Here is a 15,118-nt window from a genome sequence, read left to right as displayed (position 1 = left end):
CGCGGGCATCCTCAGGAGCAGGAGCGCTCGGGGGCATGCCGTCAGCGGCGGCGGGAGCGCCACAGGAGGTAGGCCGCCGAGGCGAGGGCGGCCGTCCTGGCCAGCCAGGGCCACATGTCCTGGAACACCGCGCCCAGGCTGCCGTCGGCCAGCGGTGCGCCCCACCGGCCCTCCAGGCGGCCCCACAGCCACACCACCGCCCCCGCGAACACCGCGCCCGGCACCCCGAAGACGACCGCCTTGCGCTCCGCCGGCCCGAGGACGCGCGAGGCGTACGCCAGCAGCCAGCCCCCGGCCAGCAGCAGCCAGGACCCCGCGGCCGCGCCGGCGGCGAGGACGGCCGCGGCGAGCAGCAGGAACGCGTGCGGCTTCGGGCGCGGCGCCGCCGCGGCGGGGGCGGCGGCGGGGGCGGCCGGAGCCGCGGGGGCGGCGGCGGCCTTGCGGGCGCGGCGGCGTTCGCGGAGGTGCCGCAGGAGGGTCTGCTTCTCCTTCTGCTCCTGCTCCCGCTGCGGCGCATCCTTCGCCGCGGCCGGGCCCGCGCCGTCCCGGTCCTCCGGCCGGGAGAACAGCTCCGGGATCTCGATCCCGCCGGCGAATCCCTCCACCTGCGGTCCCGTCCCGTACGGACCCGGCGCGACCCGCCACCAGTCGGGCTCCGCACCGTCGTCCGACCCGAGTTCGGCCAGCCCCGCCAGGTGCGGCGGCGCCGGTGCCTGCGGCGCGGGCGGCGCGGGCGGCGCGGGCGGCGCGGGCTTGGGCCGCAGTCGGCGGGCCGGGCGGGCCGGGCGGTCAGGGCCCCGCTGGGCGGGCACGGACGCCGCGGCCTCCTCCGGGTCCGCGGCCGGGCCGGCGCCGGGGCCGGCGCCGTCGACGACCTCCTCCGGGGAGCCGAGCCGCTCCAGGATGCGCCGCACCGCGGCCGGCGTCTCCGGCTCGTACCTGGCCCGCCGCCGGTCGATCTCGTCCCGCAGCCCGGCCACCAGCCGCATCCGGTCGCCCGACGGCAGCTGCCGCTGCTGCGCCAAGTCCCCGACCCTGCTCAGGTATTCGTAGACGAGGTGGTCGCTCTCGATCCCCATGCCCGCATCCTCCCCGGCGCCCTCACCGCAATGTAGCGCGTGCGCCCGTGGAGCCCGCGACGGCGCAGCGGATACCGTTGGCCGGATGGGGACCGGCCGATGCGACCAGGAGGCGACCGTGCCTGAACCGAGCAGCACCGCAGCGAACGGCGCCCCGCGCTCCCTCGCCGAGGCGCTGCGCGCCCGCGACGACGCGGCGCTGGCGGCCCTGCTGCACGCCCGCCCGGACCTCCTCAGCCCCGTCCCGGGCGACGTGACGCAGCTCGCCACCCGGGCCGGCACCCGCGCCTCGGTGGTGCGCGCCCTGGACCGGCTGGACCGGTTCGCGCTGCAGACCGCGGAGGCCCTCGCCGTCGCCCCGGACCCCTGCCCGTACGGGGTGCTGGAATCCCTCCTCGCCGGGACCGGCGAGGCCGCGGCCGCGGCCGACAACGGCACCCGCACCGCGCTCCCCCGCGCCCTCGCGACCCTGCGCGACCAGGCCCTCGTCTGGGGCGGCGACGACCGGCTGCGCCTGGTCCGCACCGCCCGCGAGCTCCTCGCCCCCTCCGCCTCCCGCCCCTCCCCCACCGGTCTCGGCCCGACCGTCGCCGAGGCCACCGCCGGGATGTCGCCGACCCGGATCCAGGAGATCGTCGCGGCGGCCGGGCTTCCCGCCACCCACGACCCGGTGTCGGCGGTCGCCGCACTGACCGGCCTGTTCACCGACCCGGAGCGGATGGCTGCGCTGCTGGACCAGGCGCCGCCGGAGGCCCGCCACGTGCTGGACCGGCTCGTGTGGGGGCCGCCGTACGGGGAGGTCACCGCGAACCCGGCGCCGCCCGTGCGCTGGCTGCGCGACCGCGGCCTGCTGCTGCCCGCGACGACGCGGACCGTGGTACTGCCCCGCGAGGTCGCCCTCCACCTGCGCGGCGGCCTCGCGCACCGCACCCCGGAGCCGGCCGCACCCCGGGTGGCGGTGCGGCACGAGCACCGTCCGCAGCTCGTGGACGCGGGCGCCGCCGGGCAGGCCCTGGCCGCACTCGCGACCGTCGAGGAGCTGGTGAAGTCCTGGGAGCACTCCGGCCCGCCCGTGCTGCGCGCCGGCGGGCTGTCCGTACGCGACCTGAAGCGCACGGCGGCCGCCCTCGACGCGGACGAGCCGACCGCCGCGTTCTGGATCGAACTCGCCTACGCCGCCGGGCTCCTGGCCGCCGACGGCGAGGTCGACGAGCGGTACGGGCCCACCCCCGCCTTCGACGGCTGGCGCGAACTGCCGCCCGCCGAACGGTGGTCGGCCCTCGCCGGGGCGTGGCTGCCCGCCACCCGCACCGCCGGCGCCGTCGGCGAGCAGGACCCCAAGGGCCGCACCCTCGCCGCCCTCGGCCCCGGCCTCGACCGGTCCGCCGCCCCCGAGGTCCGCCGGCGCGTCCTCGAACTCCTCGCCGCACTCCCCGAAGGCGCCTCCCCCGACCCGCAGTCCCTCCTCGACCGGCTCTCCTGGGAGCGGCCCGTCCGCGGGACCAGCGAGCTGCGGGCCCGCCTCGCCGGCCAGACCCTCACCGAGGCCGAACTCCTCGGCGTCACCGGCCGCGGGGCGCTCTCCGCGCCCGGCCGGGCCCTGCTGGAGCACCGCGACCCGGCGCAGCCGCTGGCGCCACTGCTGCCCGAGCCCGTCGACCGCATCCTGCTCCAGGCCGACCTGACGGCGGTCGCGCCCGGCCCGCTGGCCCGGCCGCTCGCGGACGTGCTGGCCGTCCTCGCCGACGTGGAGTCCAAGGGCGGGGCGACCGTCTACCGGTTCACGCCCGGCTCGGTACGCCGCGCCCTCGACGGCGGGCACACCGCCTCCGACCTGCACGCCTTCCTCGCCGAGCACAGCGCCACCCCGGTTCCGCAACCGCTGTCGTACCTGGTCGACGACGTGGCCCGGCGCCACGGCCGGCTGCGGGTCGGCGCCGCCTCCTCGTACGTCCGCTGCGACGACGACGCCCTGCTCGGCGAGATCCTCGCCGACAAGCGGTCCGCGCCGCTGGGCCTGCGCCGCCTCGCGCCGACCGTGCTCGCCGCGCAGGCCGATCCGGTGACGCTGCTCGACGGGCTGCGGGCCCTGGGCTACGCCCCGGCCGCCGAATCGCACACCGGCGACGTGCTGGTGGCGCGGGCCGACGCCCGCCGCACGCCGGCGCGCGCCAGGCCCGTCCCCGTACCGGAGGGGCCGCCGCTGCCGGACGAGACCCTGCTGGCCGCGGCCGTACGGGCCATCCGCGCCGGGGACCTCGCGGCGACGGCCGTGCGCAAGGAGCCGGCGGCGGCCGCGGCCGGCGGGGGCGGGGGCGCCGGGGCCGCCGCTTCCGGGGAGCTGCCGCGCACCAGCGCCGCGGAGACCCTCGCCACCGTGCAGGCGGCCGCCCTGACCGGGTCGGTCGTGTGGATCGGGTACGTGAACGCGGAAGGAGCGGCGAGCCAGCGCGTCATCGCGCCGGTGCGGGTGGAGGGCGGCTTCGTCACCGGCTACGACCACACCGCAGACGAGGTCCGCACCTTCGCCCTGCACCGCATCACCGGGGTCGCCGAACTCGCCGACGACCAGGTCTGAGGGCACGTCAGCCGGGCGGGACCGGGGACCCGGGGGCCCGCGGCGGGCGCGAAAACCGGTGGCCGACCCGGGCCGGCGCCGCGCAGGCTGTCCCCATGCACGACACCGCAGGCCCGGCAGGGACCCCTGCCGCCGGCCCCGTCCCGCACCGGCAGATCCGCGCCGCCCACACCGCCGGCACCGTCACCGTCTACCAGGCGTACGCGCCCTCCCTCGGGCTGCCCGCGGCCCGCGACGGCCGCTTCCCGCCGGCCTGGAAGCGCGAGCGGATGACCTGGATCAAGCCGTCGTTCCTGTGGATGATGTACCGCTGCGGCTGGGCGGCCAAGACCGACCAGGAGACCGTCCTCGCCGTCGAGATCACCCGCGAGGGCTTCGACGGCGCGCTGCGCCGGGCCTGCCTCTCGCACTACGAGCCCGGCACCCACCCCGACCGCGAAACATGGCGGGAAGCGCTGCGCGCCTCGCCCGTCCGCGTCCAGTGGGACCCCGAGCGCGACCTGCTCCTGAACCCGCTGCCCCACCGCTCGCTCCAGCTGGGGCTGTCCGGGCCCGCCTCGCGCGCGTACGCCGACGAGTGGACCGTCTCGATCCGCGACGTCACGCCGCTGGCCGCGGAGATCCGGGCGCTCGTACGGGCCGGCGACTTGCCCGCGGCGCGGGCGCTGCTGCCCGTCGAGACGCCGTATCCGGCGGGGCCGCTGGAGCACCTGGGCGCGTAGGGCGACACCCCGCCGAAAAGCGGACTGGCTCATACCGTTCTTGCAGGTCAGAGGCGGTGTGCGCTACCTCGGCCGCTGTTGCACAGCAGTGACAAACGGGCTATTGGAGAGATGATCCACACCGTGTGAAGATCGGTACGTCGCAACGGCGGCCGCCGCAGAGGCAGGCCCGGCCGGGAGCGGCTTCCCGCGCCCCGCCCCGCCCTTCGCACGTCCGCCGCACCTCGGCATGCCCGCCCCCGTCCGATTCCCCGGGAAGATCCGCCATGTCCGCTCGCACCGCCGTCCGCCGCCCCGCCCTCGCCGCGGCCGCCGCCGCACTCGTCGCCGCCGTCGCCGGCACCGCGCTGATGCAGCCGGCCGCGTACGCCGTCCCGGCCGAGAACGGCAAAGCCCTGAAGATCACGCTGGGCGCGCCCGTCCCGAACGCCCCGCTGACCCGCGGCGGCGCGGCGAGCACCTTCGAGCTGACGGTGACCAACCCCTCGGCCAAGGCCGCGTCCTTCCACCCGTGGATCCACGGCCTGCCCGCCGGCCCCAGCCGGCTCCGGGCGCAGGACGTGGCCTTCGAGGTCGAGGCGGTCGACGCGCCGGCAACGGACGCGGCCGTCGGACAGCAGGACGGCGGCTGGCAGGGCCTGTTCCACCCGCAGGGCAAGAAGGTCGGCGACGGCTTCGAGGTGCCAGCGAACGGCAAACTCAGCTGGAAGGTCACCGTCGGCCTCGGCAAGGACTACCCGACCAACAACGGCGACCTCACACTGGAGGCCTCCTCGTACGCCAACGAGCTGGCACCCGGCGGCGACGCCTCCCTCACCTTCACGACGGACCCGGCCGTCAAGGCCGGTAAGTTCACCACCGCGTTCGACCCGGCCACCGCCTGCGAGGGCAGCACGGGCACCGACTGCCGCGAGCTGAACCTGAAGTACCGCGCCACCGGCGAAGGCACCTTCGACACCGAACTGGCGACGCTGCTGAGGATCGGCGGCCCGAAGCCCGCCGACACCGACGGACTGGAGGTGCGGGCCCGGGTGGACGGCACGTGGCGGCAGTTGAAGGGCGAGAGCGGCAACTTCGAGCTGCCCCGCACCGCCAAGGGCTTCGGCGCGGCCTCCGGTGAGCGCTCCGTCCTCCTCCAGGTCAAGCTCGGCCCCAAGGCGAAGCCGGCGCAGCGCACCGAGTTCGACGTGGCCGCCGAGTTCGGGCACGCCGAGGGCAACCAGGTGCCGTTCGCCTCCGCCGTCACCAAGATCCAGCTGGCGTCGGCCGCCCCGGCCTCGCCGTCGCCCTCGCCCTCGCCGACCCCGAAGCCGAGCACGTCCGCGTCCGCCTCCCCGTCTCCGAGCCCGTCCACCACCGCGACCGCGACGGCCGTCACCACCACGACGACCACCACGGGCGGCACCTCCGGATCCCTCGCCGCCACCGGCGCCGACTCCCGCACCGGCCTGTTCGCCGCGCTCTCCGCGGCGCTGATCGCCGCCGGCGGGGCCGCGGCCTGGCTCGGCGCCCGCCGCCGCGAGGCCACCCAGTCCTGACCCGCCACCCCACCGACCGCCAACCCACCAACCCAACCCACCCGACCCGACCCGACCCGGCTCGACACCCCTGGCCGCACACCCCTGACACCCCGCGGCACCCCGCAGGGCCCGGCACCCGCGCGTGCCGGGCCCTGCGGCGTTCACCGGGCGGCGTACACGATCCGCTGCGGCTCGAACGGCCACACCTCCGCGAGCCACCGGGACACCGCCTCGTACAGCGGCCGGTCCAGCGCGGCCCGGTCGGCCCGCACCCAGGAGCTGACGTGCACCCGGTCCGGGTCCTTCCGGCCCGGATAGACGTAGACGCAGCCGACGACGTCATCGCCGTCCAGGACGCTGTACGTGAACCCGGTCCGGGCCGCGAAGTCCCTTGCGTGCCGCGCCAGATCGGCCAGATTCCGCTCGGCGGACACGGCCTCCGGCGGCGGCCAGGCGCCGTCCCCGAACCCGGGCGTGGCGCGCACGTGCGCGATGCTCCCGCTCCAGGCCGCGAGGTCCCGCTCGTTGTGCTGCTCGCCGAGCGGCTCCAGCCGGAACCCGTCGCCGACCAGCTCCACCGGCACCTCGAACCCGTCCGGCACGAAGAAATCACGATCACTCATGCGCCGACCCTAGGCACCACCCCGCCCGGACCCGCCACCGAATTCCTGCACCCCGGGCCGCGCCGCGATGCGGCAGACTGGAGGTTTGGCCGTCCGCAAACGGGGGGTCACTCTGCCGGAAGGACTCACGCCAGGTGAATGGGCCTCTTATCGTCCAAAGTGACAAGACACTCCTGCTTGAGGTCGACCACGAGCTCGCCGGGGCCGCGCGCCGCGCCATCGCCCCGTTCGCCGAACTCGAGCGGGCCCCCGAGCACATCCACACCTACCGGATCACGCCGCTGGGCCTGTGGAACGCGCGGGCCGCCGGGCATGACGCCGAGCAGGTCGTCGACGCGCTCGTCGAGTTCTCCCGCTACCCCGTCCCGCACGCCCTCCTCGTCGACGTCGCCGAGACCATGGCGCGCTACGGCCGCCTCACCCTGTCCAAGCACCCCGTGCACGGGCTGGTGCTCACCACCACCGACCGGCCCGTGCTGGAGGAGATCCTGCGGTCCAAGCGCGTGGCCCCGCTGGTCGGCGCCCGCATCGACCCCGACACCGTCGCCGTGCACCCCTCCGAGCGCGGGCAGATCAAGCAGACGCTGCTCAAGCTCGGCTGGCCCGCCGAGGACCTCGCCGGCTACGTCGACGGCGAGGCGCACCCGATCGAGCTGGAGGAGGACGGCTGGGCGCTGCGCCCCTACCAGCAGCAGGCCGTCGAGGGGTTCTGGCACGGCGGCTCCGGTGTCGTCGTCCTGCCGTGCGGCGCCGGCAAGACGCTGGTCGGTGCGGGGGCGATGGCCAAGGCCAAGGCGACGACGCTGATCCTGGTCACCAACACCGTCTCGGCCCGCCAGTGGAAGCACGAGCTGGTCCGGCGCACCTCGCTCGGCGAGGACGAGATCGGCGAGTACTCCGGCACCCGCAAGGAGATCCGGCCGGTCACCATCGCCACCTACCAGGTCCTGACGACCAAGCGGAAGGGCGTCTACCCGCACCTGGAGCTGTTCGACTCCCGGGACTGGGGCCTGATCCTCTACGACGAGGTGCACCTGCTGCCCGCGCCGGTGTTCAAGTTCACCGCCGACCTCCAGGCCCGCCGCCGGCTCGGCCTGACCGCCACGCTCGTCCGCGAGGACGGCCGCGAGTCGGACGTGTTCTCGCTGATCGGGCCCAAGCGGTTCGACGCCCCGTGGAAGGAGATCGAGGCGCAGGGCTACATCGCCCCCGCCGACTGCGTCGAGGTCCGGGTGAACCTGACCGAATCGGAGCGGCTCGCCTACGCGACCGCCGAGACGGAGGAGAAGTACCGCTTCTGCGCGACGACGGCGACGAAGCGGAAGGTCACCGAGGCGCTGGTGCGCAAGCACCGCGGCGAGCAGACCCTCGTCATCGGGCAGTACATCGACCAGCTCGACGAGCTCGGCGAACACCTCGACGCGCCCGTCATCAAGGGCGAGACCTCCAACGCGCAGCGGGAGAAGCTGTTCGACGCGTTCCGCGAGGGCGAGATCAGCGTCCTGGTGGTGTCGAAGGTCGCGAACTTCTCCATCGACCTGCCCGAGGCGACCGTCGCCATCCAGGTGTCGGGAACGTTCGGCTCCCGGCAGGAGGAGGCACAGCGCCTCGGCCGGGTGCTGCGGCCGAAGGCGGACGGGCACGAGGCCCGCTTCTACTCGGTCGTCGCACGCGACACGATCGACCAGGACTTCGCCGCGCACCGGCAGCGCTTCCTGGCCGAGCAGGGCTACGCCTACCGCATCATGGACGCCGACGACCTGCTGACGGAGGGCTGAGCCGCCCCTCGCCCGGGCACACCGGCCGCCGGCCGGGCGCGTGGTCCCGCCCTGCCCGCGCCGGCATCGGGCACGCGCCCGGACCGCCGAGCGACCGCCCCGCCGGGGCGGCCGCCGCTACCGGGCCGGCTGCCCCCACCGCTGGCCGCGGCAGGTGGGCCGGGACACCCCGGCGCTCCCGACCGGCCCGGTCAGGCCGACTCCCGCCGGCCCGGCCCCGCCGAGCGGCCGGGAGCCACCCTGCCGGGGCGCGCCCTGGCGGGGCATGCCGGCGCGGGGCATGCCGGCGACGGGCAGGCCGGCGCGGGCTGCGCAGGCCAGGGCCGGGACGGCCCACACCCACAGCTGCGGCCAGTACGGCAGCAGGTCCGGGCCGGCCGCGGCGAGACGGGCCCAGAACGCAGCGGACTCCGCGGGCAGGACGAGCAGCCCGAGCAGCGCCGTCCCGGCGAAGGCCGCGAGCGCGGTCAGCCCGGCCCTGACCCGCCCGGTCAGCAGCAGGTACGGGACGAACACCGCCGGCGCCAGGGTGATCCCGGCGGCGGTGCCGACGCCGAAGCCCTTGCCGAGCGCGCCGCCCGGCCGGCCGAGGTCCCACAGGACCAGGCAGGCCAGCGCCAGGTTGACCTGGCCGGGCAGCAGGCTCTGGAACAGGGGCTCCACCCACAGCCCGGCGGTCGTCGCGGCGAGCACGCCGGCCGGCCCGGGCCGCAGTCCTGCGAGGCGGCACGACAGCAGCACGAGCAGGGCGAGCAGGCCCGCGTTGCCGAGGACGAGGACGGCCTTGAGGATGCCGGTCGGCAGCCAGGCCGCCGGGGTGAACATGATCGCGGCGAACGGTGGATAGGCGGCGGGCGGGCGCCACTCGGCGGCGGACGGTCCGTCGGCGAGACCGGCGACGAGCACGTCCGCGGCGGGGACCCGCAGCAGGACGCACAGGACGCCGAGGGCGAGGAGCGAAGCCGTGACCAGCACGCCGGCCAGGGGTGCCGGCGCGGGGCGGGAAGGGGCGCGGGGGGTCACGCGCGTGACCCTAGTGGATCAACGCGGGAGGCCCGCCGGAATCCGGCCGTCGGCGACGCCCGGGCAGGCAAGCCGGGGAGGCGGGGCAGACCGCCGGAAGGCGGGGGCGGGGGGCCGCCGGGGTCAGCGGCGGGCCACGCCCGCGTCCTCGGCGAACTCACCCATGACGACGACGCTCACCGCAGCGGCGGCGAACACCTTCACGGCGCGCAGCGCGTTGCCTATGAGGTGGCGGTGGGGGCCGGAAGTGGCTGCGGTGGCGCCGCTCGGGCGGCCCCCGTGGACCGGGGAGAAGGTTGCGGTGCTCATGTCTCCATGGTGCGTTCCCCAGGGCCGGGCGCGCATCGCTCCCGGGTCTGAACCGCACGGGCTGCGGCCTCCTCCTGACGTCCCATGCCGGACCGCGGCCCCCACCCGCAGGTCTGACACTCCGAGGTAGGGGACCCGTACGGGGGAGCGCCCCGCCGGCCCGCCCGGACGGAGAATTCCGTTCGCGCGGGTGCGGGGCGCTGACTACAATCGCCGCTTCCGCCGCCTCCCGCAGCCCCGCCGGGGAGAGCGCCCGCCGCACGGAAACCGGCGGGCACCCTGCGTCGCACGCCGACGCATCCGAACCCCAGACGAGCAGCTGGAGGCCCTGCCGTGCCCGCGCACGCCCCCGAGTCCGCCGCCCCCGCCACCGACGCCGCCGACGCGCCCGACGCGCCCGAGGTGCCCGACGCGCCCGAGGTGCCCGACGCGCCCGATGCGCCCGACGCCGTGAACCCCCTGGCCCGCGAACAGGCGCACCTCGCCGCCTCCCGCGCCGCCCTGCGCGCCATGCGCGCCGACGTGGAGGCCCTCGACATCCGCGACGTCACCGCGAACTGGGTCAACGCACTCGTCCTCCAGGCGCAGATCGACGACCGCATCAAGGCGCTCGCCGACCTCGCGCACACCCCGCTCTTCTTCGGCCGCCTCGACTACCTGCACGCGCCCGGCGCGGACCTGGCCGAGGGCGGGGAGGGCGAGCAGTTCTACATCGGCCGCCGCCACGTCCACGACACCGAGGGCGACCCCATGGTGATCGACTGGCGCGCGCCGGTCTCCCAGCCGTTCTACCGGGCGTCCAAGGCCGACCCGCAGGACGTCGCCCTGCGCCGCCGCTTCGGCTACACGGGCGGCGAGCTGACCGCGTACGAGGACGAGCACCTGTCGGACCCGGCCGAGGCGGCGACCGTCAGCCGCCTGCTCCAGCAGGAGATCGAGCGGCCCCGCGTCGGGCCGATGCGCGACATCGTCGCCACGATCCAGCCGGAGCAGGACAGGCTGGTCCGCTCCGGGCTGGCGGGATCCGTGTGCGTCCAGGGCGGGCCGGGCACCGGCAAGACCGCCGTCGGCCTGCACCGCGTCGCCTACCTGCTGTACGCGCACCGGGAGCGGCTCGCCCGCACCGGCACCCTCGTCGTCGGCCCGAACCGCTCCTTCCTGCAGTACATCGAGCAGGTCCTGCCGGCGCTCGGCGAGCTGGAGGTCAGGCAGGCCACCGTCGACGACCTGGTGGCCCGCGACGGCCTGGAGGTGCGCGGCGCCGACGCGGCGGCGACGGCCGTCGTCAAGGGCGACGCCCGGATGGCCGAGGTGCTGCGGCGGGCGGTCCGCTCGCACGTGTCCGAGCCGGCCGAGCCGCTGGTCGTCGTCCGCGGCTCGCGCCGGTGGCGGGTGCCGGCGTACGAACTCCAGGAGATCGTCTCCGAGCTCCTCGCCCGGGACATGCGCTACGGGGCCGCCCGCGACGCGCTGCCGCAGCGGATCGCGCACACGGTGCTCGTGCGGATGGAGCAGGCGGGCGAGGCGCCCGACGACCGCGTCCAGGACGCGGTGGCCCGCAATCCGGCGGTGAAGGCGGCCGTCAAGGCGGTCTGGCCGGCGGTCGACCCGGCGAAGCTGGTGCTGCGGCTGCTGTCCGACGCCGGGTTCCTCGCCGCGCACGCGGACGGGCTCCTCACCGCGGACGAGCAGCGGCTGCTGCTGTGGGAGAAGCCGCCGCGCAGCGTCCGGTCGGCGAAATGGTCTCCGGCGGACCTGGTACTGATCGACGAGGCAGCCGACCTGGTGGAGCGGACCCCGTCGCTCGGCCACGTCGTCCTCGACGAGGCGCAGGACCTGTCGCCCATGCAGTACCGGGCGGTCGGCCGGCGCTGCACGACGGGCTCGGCGACCGTCCTGGGCGACCTGGCGCAGGGCACCACGCCGTGGGCGACCCGCGGCTGGGCGGAGGCGCTGGCCCACCTGGGCAAGCCGGACGCGCAGGTGGAGGAGCTGACGGCGGGCTTCCGCGTGCCGCGGGAGGTCATCGCGTACGCGTCGCGGCTGCTGCCGTCGATCTCGCCGGGGCTGGCGCCGGTCTCGTCGGTGCGCGAGACGCCCGGCTCGCTGGTGGTGGCGCAGGCCGGCGACCCGGAGCGGCAGACGGCCGAGGTGCTGGCCGCCTGCCGCGCGTCGCTGGAACGGGAGGGTTCGATCGGCCTGATCGCGGCCGACGCCCGGATCCCCGAGCTGGCGGAGGCGCTGGCGGCGGCCGGGATGGAGTGGCTGTCCCCGGGCCAGGAGACGACGGCGCAGTCACGGCTGACGCTCGTCCCGGCGTCGCTGGCGAAGGGCCTGGAGTACGACTACGTCGTACTGGACGAGCCGGCCGCGGTGGTCGCGGGCGAGCCCGACGAGCGGACGGGCCTGCGCCGCCTGTACGTCTGCCTCACCCGGGCCGTGTCGGGCCTGACCGCTGTCCACTCCCTGCCCCTGCCGGCCGCGCTGGACGGCTGATCCCCGCGGCGGCTCCCCAGCCGGCCGCCGCGGCGGACGCCTTACGCCAGGGCCGTGCGCCAGGCCTCGACGGCGGCCGGGGAGACGGGTCCGCCCCAGCCGTCCGGCCGGGCCGCGCCGCCGATGTGGAAGGCGTCGACCCCGGCCGCGCGCAGTCCCTCCAGATGCTCCAGGCGCAGGCCGCCGCCGACCATCAGCCGGGCCCCGTACCCCGGCTCGCCGCTGCGCCCGGCCTCTGCGGCGAGGACCGCCAGGCCGTCGTCGACGCCGTCCGCGGATCCCGCGGTCAGGTACGTGTCCAGCCCGGCCACGTCCGCGAGCGCCTTCCGCGCCTGCTCCCGGTCGGCGGCCCGGTCGATCGCCCGGTGGAACGTCCACGGGCAGCCGTCCAGCTCGGCGACGACCGCCTCGACGGCGGCGAGGTCGGGGCTGCCGTCCGGGCTCAGGAACCCGAGGACGAACTCCCCCGCCCCTTCGGCGCGCAGCGCCCGCGCCTGCGCGCCGAGACGCTCCAGGTCCTCCGCGGAGCCGGCGGAGAAGCCGTCGGCGGACCGGAGCATCACGCGCAGGGGGATGTCGACGGCGGCCCTGATCCGCGCGAACGTCTCGCGCGCGGGGGTGAGCCCGTCGGCGGCGATGTCGCTGACCAGTTCCAGCCGGTCCGCCCCACCGGCCTGGGCCGCGACCGCGTCCTCCGCGTCGAGGGCGATCACCTCCAGGACTGCACGGTTGCTCATTGGGCCCACTCCTCGGGAAAACTGTTGATGGGAAAAATAGGTCTAGTCCAATATCAAGGGTACGGGGCGCCCCCACCCATCACCAGCACCTTCACGCCACCGCCCACAATGTCCGCATGGACTCAGACACGGCACCGGATGCCGCACCGGACACCGCGCAGGGCACGGCACCGGGCACGGCACAGCACCCCGCGCCGGACGCGGCCGCCGCCCGACTCCGCTCCCGCTGGCTCGCCACCGCCGCAGCCGCCGGCGCCCCCGCGGACCGCGACCCCGGCCCCTACGCCGACCGCCTCCTCGCCGCCTGGGCGGAGCCCCAGCGGCGCTACCACACCACCGCCCACCTGGCCGACGTCCTCGCCCGGATCGACGTACTCGCCGCGCACGCCGCCGACCGGGCCGCCGTCGAGCTCGCCGCCTGGTTCCACGACGCCGTCTACCGGCCCGACCGATCCGAGAACGAGGAGCGCAGCGCCGCCCTCGCCGAACGCGCCCTCCGCGAACTCGGCATCCCCGAGGACCGCACCGCCGAGGCGGCCCGCCTGGTCCGGCTCACCACCACCCACGACCCCGCTCCCGGCGACACCAACGGCGAGGTCCTCTGCGACGCCGACCTGGCCGTCCTCGCCGGCGCCCCCGACGCCTACGCCGCGTACGCCGCCGCCGTGCGCGCCGAGTACGGCTTCGTCCCCGACGGCGCCTTCCGCACCGGCCGCGCCGCCGTCCTGCGGCAGCTGCTCGACCTGCCCCGCCTCTTCCGCACCCCGTACGGGGCCGCGCGCTGGGAGGCACCGGCCCGCCGCAACCTCGCCGCCGAGCTGGCGTCGCTGACCGGGCAGGCCTAACAGGCCGAACAGGCCGGGCCCACCGGCTGACCGCCCGCGGGCCCGGGAATGCGATCACGCCCGCTCCGGTTCGTGAAAGGCATGCCCGAAGCCCAGCGAGACACCCGCCCCACCGCTCCGACCCCCGCCCCGCCCGCCGCCGACGCGCCCGCCCCCACCCGGATGCCCGTCGCCGTCCACGTCCTCGGACTCGCCGTCTTCGCCCTCGGCACCAGCGAGTTCATGCTCTCCGGACTGCTGCCGCCCGTAGCCGAGGACATGGGCGTCAGCATCCCGCAGGCCGGCCTGCTGATCTCCGCCTTCGCCATCGGCATGGTCGTCGGCGCGCCGCTGCTCGCGGTGGCCACGCTCCGCCTGCCGCGCCGCACCACCCTCATCGCGCTCATCAGCGTCTTCGGGCTGGGCCAGGTCGCGGGCGCGCTCGCGCCCTCGTACGCGCTGCTGTTCGCCTCCCGCATCGTCTCCGCGCTCGCCTGCGCCGGGTTCTGGGCCGTCGGCGCGGCCGTGGCCATCGCGATGGTCCGGCAGGACCAGCGGGCCCGCGCCATGGCCGTCATGATCGGCGGCCTGTCCGTCGCCAACGTCCTCGGCGTGCCCGCAGGCGCCTTCCTCGGCGAGCACCTCGGCTGGCGCTCCGCCTTCTGGGCGGTCGGCGCCGCCTCCGCGGTCGCCCTCGCCGGCATCCTCGCCCTCGTCCCCCGCATCCCGCTCCCCGCCGAGCGGCCCGTCCTGCGGCGGGAGCTGGGGATCTACCGCGACCGCCAGGTGTGGCTGTCCGTCGGCGTCACCGCGCTCGCCGCAGGCGGCGTCTTCTGCGCCTTCAGCTACCTCTCGCCGCTGCTCACCGACGTGGCCGGACTGGACTCGGCATGGGTGCCGTGGGTGCTCGGCCTGTTCGGTCTGGGGGCGCTCGCCGGCACCGCCGTCGGCGGCCGCTTCGCCGACGCCCACCTCTTCGGGATCATGCTGTGGGGCATCACCGCCAGCACCGCGCTCCTGGTCGCGCTGGCCCTGCTCGCGTCCTCGGCCGCGGCAGCCGTGGCGCTGTCCTTCCTGATCGGCTTCTCGACGTTCCTGACCGCCCCCGCCCTCAACGCCCGCATGTTCAACGTGGCCGGCGCCGCCCCGACCCTGGCCGGCGCCACCACGACCGCCGCGTTCAACCTCGGCAACACGGGCGGCCCCTGGCTCGGCGGCACCGTCATCGACGCCGGGCTGGGCTTCACCGCCACCGCGTGGGCGGGCGCGGCGATGACCGTCACCGCGATCGCCCTCGGCCTGACCGCCCTCCGCCTGGACCGCCGCTCCCGCCGCGCCCGTACGACGCGCATCGTCGCCTCGTCCGCCGGCGCCGCCGCCGGGACCCGCTCCCCGGACCGGCCGACGGCGGACTGCACCTGACCCGCGG

General features: G+C 76.4%; 12 protein-coding genes. 7 read left to right on the top strand and 5 right to left on the bottom strand.

The window, feature by feature from the left end; translation table 11 throughout:
• Positions 1 to 41: 41 nt before the first annotated feature.
• Positions 42 to 1,079: an HAAS signaling domain-containing protein gene (locus MUK52_RS18000; protein ID WP_284578239.1), complete on the bottom strand. Its 1,038-nt coding sequence runs from the start codon at positions 1,077 to 1,079 to the stop codon at positions 42 to 44.
• 85 nt (positions 1,080 to 1,164) lie between these two features.
• Between MUK52_RS18000 and MUK52_RS17995 the strand changes: the two genes are divergently transcribed.
• The 3 genes from MUK52_RS17995 to MUK52_RS17985 all read left to right on the top strand — a co-directional run bounded on the left by MUK52_RS17995 (position 1,165) and on the right by MUK52_RS17985 (position 5,917).
• Positions 1,165 to 3,657, top strand: coding sequence for a helicase-associated domain-containing protein (locus tag MUK52_RS17995; protein ID WP_284578237.1), 2,493 nt, complete (start codon positions 1,165 to 1,167; stop codon positions 3,655 to 3,657).
• A 95-nt stretch (positions 3,658 to 3,752) separates the two neighbouring features.
• The gene (locus MUK52_RS17990) at positions 3,753 to 4,379 is read left to right on the top strand and encodes a DUF4291 domain-containing protein (protein WP_284578234.1); all 627 of its coding nucleotides are present in this window, start codon (positions 3,753 to 3,755) and stop codon (positions 4,377 to 4,379) included.
• Between the two features lie 266 nt (positions 4,380 to 4,645).
• Complete coding sequence (locus tag MUK52_RS17985; protein ID WP_284578232.1) at positions 4,646 to 5,917, top strand: hypothetical protein; 1,272 nt, start codon at positions 4,646 to 4,648, stop codon at positions 5,915 to 5,917.
• Between the two features lie 143 nt (positions 5,918 to 6,060).
• On the opposite strand, the gene MUK52_RS17980 is transcribed toward MUK52_RS17985, so the two are convergent.
• Positions 6,061 to 6,522, bottom strand: coding sequence for a GNAT family N-acetyltransferase (locus tag MUK52_RS17980; protein WP_284578231.1), 462 nt, complete (start codon positions 6,520 to 6,522; stop codon positions 6,061 to 6,063).
• Between the two features lie 134 nt (positions 6,523 to 6,656).
• Between MUK52_RS17980 and MUK52_RS17975 the strand changes: the two genes are divergently transcribed.
• The gene (locus MUK52_RS17975) at positions 6,657 to 8,300 is read left to right on the top strand and encodes a DNA repair helicase XPB (protein ID WP_114058048.1); all 1,644 of its coding nucleotides are present in this window, start codon (positions 6,657 to 6,659) and stop codon (positions 8,298 to 8,300) included.
• A 117-nt stretch (positions 8,301 to 8,417) separates the two neighbouring features.
• On the opposite strand, the gene MUK52_RS17970 is transcribed toward MUK52_RS17975, so the two are convergent.
• The gene (locus MUK52_RS17970; protein ID WP_114058049.1) at positions 8,418 to 9,323 is read right to left on the bottom strand and encodes a glycosyltransferase 87 family protein; all 906 of its coding nucleotides are present in this window, start codon (positions 9,321 to 9,323) and stop codon (positions 8,418 to 8,420) included.
• A gap of 123 nt (positions 9,324 to 9,446) precedes the next feature.
• Positions 9,447 to 9,632 (bottom strand): hypothetical protein, encoded by a 186-nt coding sequence (locus MUK52_RS17965; protein WP_114058050.1) that lies wholly within the window; start codon positions 9,630 to 9,632, stop codon positions 9,447 to 9,449.
• A gap of 420 nt (positions 9,633 to 10,052) precedes the next feature.
• On the opposite strand from MUK52_RS17965, the gene MUK52_RS17960 reads away from it, so the two are divergent.
• Entirely contained in the window at positions 10,053 to 12,128 is a 2,076-nt protein-coding gene (locus tag MUK52_RS17960; protein WP_502963626.1) for a HelD family protein, read from the top strand.
• 41 nt (positions 12,129 to 12,169) lie between these two features.
• Here MUK52_RS17960 and MUK52_RS17955 read toward each other — a convergent pair whose 3' ends face one another.
• Positions 12,170 to 12,865 carry a copper homeostasis protein CutC gene (locus tag MUK52_RS17955; RefSeq protein WP_114058052.1) on the bottom strand — a complete coding sequence of 232 codons (696 nt, stop codon included), beginning with the start codon at positions 12,863 to 12,865 and terminating at the stop codon, positions 12,170 to 12,172.
• A gap of 116 nt (positions 12,866 to 12,981) precedes the next feature.
• Here MUK52_RS17955 and MUK52_RS17950 point away from each other — a divergent pair, with 116 nt between their 5' ends.
• Entirely contained in the window at positions 12,982 to 13,710 is a 729-nt protein-coding gene (locus tag MUK52_RS17950; RefSeq protein ID WP_114058053.1) for an HD domain-containing protein, read from the top strand.
• A gap of 162 nt (positions 13,711 to 13,872) precedes the next feature.
• Positions 13,873 to 15,111: a Cmx/CmrA family chloramphenicol efflux MFS transporter gene (locus MUK52_RS17945; RefSeq protein ID WP_114059000.1), complete on the top strand. Its 1,239-nt coding sequence runs from the start codon at positions 13,873 to 13,875 to the stop codon at positions 15,109 to 15,111.
• The last annotated feature ends 7 nt before the right edge of the window (positions 15,112 to 15,118 follow it).

It is taken from the genome of Streptomyces sp. 2P-4 (genome assembly GCF_030167965.1).
Lineage (GTDB): Bacteria > Actinomycetota > Actinomycetes > Streptomycetales > Streptomycetaceae > Streptomyces > Streptomyces globosus_A.
Note: the sequence above shows the minus strand (reverse complement) of the source record. Positions and strands in the feature narration are given on the sequence as shown.

What these genes read in the sequence shown, in the direction of transcription:
- MUK52_RS18000 (WP_284578239.1), bottom strand. Translation starts at nt 1,079, where the DNA reads ATGGGGATCGAGAGCGACCACCTCGTCTACGAATACCTGAGCAGGGTC.
- MUK52_RS17995 (WP_284578237.1), top strand. Translation starts at nt 1,165, where the DNA reads ATGGGGACCGGCCGATGCGACCAGGAGGCGACCGTGCCTGAACCGAGC.
- MUK52_RS17990 (WP_284578234.1), top strand. Translation starts at nt 3,753, where the DNA reads ATGCACGACACCGCAGGCCCGGCAGGGACCCCTGCCGCCGGCCCCGTC.
- MUK52_RS17985 (WP_284578232.1), top strand. Translation starts at nt 4,646, where the DNA reads ATGTCCGCTCGCACCGCCGTCCGCCGCCCCGCCCTCGCCGCGGCCGCC.
- MUK52_RS17980 (WP_284578231.1), bottom strand. Translation starts at nt 6,522, where the DNA reads ATGAGTGATCGTGATTTCTTCGTGCCGGACGGGTTCGAGGTGCCGGTG.
- MUK52_RS17965 (WP_114058050.1), bottom strand. Translation starts at nt 9,632, where the DNA reads ATGAGCACCGCAACCTTCTCCCCGGTCCACGGGGGCCGCCCGAGCGGC.
- MUK52_RS17955 (WP_114058052.1), bottom strand. Translation starts at nt 12,865, where the DNA reads ATGAGCAACCGTGCAGTCCTGGAGGTGATCGCCCTCGACGCGGAGGAC.
- MUK52_RS17950 (WP_114058053.1), top strand. Translation starts at nt 12,982, where the DNA reads ATGGACTCAGACACGGCACCGGATGCCGCACCGGACACCGCGCAGGGC.
- MUK52_RS17945 (WP_114059000.1), top strand. Translation starts at nt 13,873, where the DNA reads ATGCCCGTCGCCGTCCACGTCCTCGGACTCGCCGTCTTCGCCCTCGGC.